The sequence below is a fragment of the Chryseobacterium sp. RR2-3-20 genome, assembly GCF_017808115.1.
Taxonomy (GTDB): domain Bacteria; phylum Bacteroidota; class Bacteroidia; order Flavobacteriales; family Weeksellaceae; genus Chryseobacterium; species Chryseobacterium oryzae.
On the sequence record NZ_JADQBD010000158.1, the window covers coordinates 1 to 1,023 of the forward strand.

General features: G+C 31.6%; 1 protein-coding gene. It reads right to left on the minus strand.

Annotated features, from left to right (window positions below):
- Nucleotides 1-275: 275 nt before the first annotated feature.
- The gene (locus IV513_RS15480; RefSeq protein WP_209391447.1) at nt 276-872 is read right to left on the minus strand and encodes an NAD(P)H-dependent oxidoreductase; all 597 of its coding nucleotides are present in this window, start codon (nt 870-872) and stop codon (nt 276-278) included.
- Nucleotides 873-1,023 lie beyond the last annotated feature (151 nt).

Consider the following 1,023-nt stretch of genomic DNA (forward strand, 5'->3'; position numbering starts at 1 on the left):
GATACTTACGCGTTTGCCTCATGAAAAAAAATAGAATTTTTAACAGTTTTTATTTGGATTTTGTCATAGAATGCGAGGTGCGGGCTACTGCAACCGAAAATGGAGAGGAGAACCAATCTCTAGCAAAAACTTTTTCCATTTTTTAAAATTACGAAAAAACTAAAAAATGGAAAAGTTTTTGCGGGTATTTTATAGAATATTTCTGAGATTTACTTCAACCCCGCATCTTGCAAAACCCATGTTATCTGCCGTTTTTTTTATTGTTTTTCATTGTCCTAGAGTTCAAAAACCTTTGATAAATGCGACGGATAATTCTCAAGGTCTTTCTCAATTTCTGCGTTTTTGAAAATGTCAAAACAATTGTAACTGTCAATAATATCATAACCACAAAAACGATAATTACTTGTTATCGGCAAGAAAATATCTGATAAATCCTTACCTTCAAATAATTTATATTCAGGATTTCCGAATGCTTCTTTTGGGGCATTCCAAGTTGCACTAATCATAAATTTTTTTCCATACATATTCCCGCCTGTTCCGTATTGTTTTGTCAAGTCTTCTCTTGTTCTTCCGTCACCACTCAAAAAAGATTTGGTAAAAAGTCCTCTGTTAAATACTTCGTCAACATATTTTTTATAAATCCAAGGTGCGCCAAACCAATTAATTGGTGTTTGTAGAATTACAATCTCTGCATCTAAATGTTTTTTTTCTTCTTCCTCAATATTATATCCATTTTCTACTTTTGTTTCAATAACTTCAAATCCTTTTGATTTAAAGAAATCTCTTGCTTTTTCGGCAAATGCATCGTTAAGTTTTCCTTCTGTCCAATTTGGATAGGTTAAATGTGTATTAATTATTAAAACTTTTTTCATAAATTTTTTCGATTAACTTTCGTTGTTTTTAAGGGTATATTTGTTTAAAATGGCAGATAACGGGAAACGTATTGCTGAAGTGCGGGCTTTTACACCTGAAATTTCTACTAAAAACTGCACGAAGCAAAAAATGTTTTCCGCTGACTAAATT

Coding starts and splice junctions, on each gene's coding strand:
- IV513_RS15480 (WP_209391447.1), bottom strand. CDS start 872: ATGAAAAAAGTTTTAATAATTAATACACATTTAACCTATCCAAATTGG.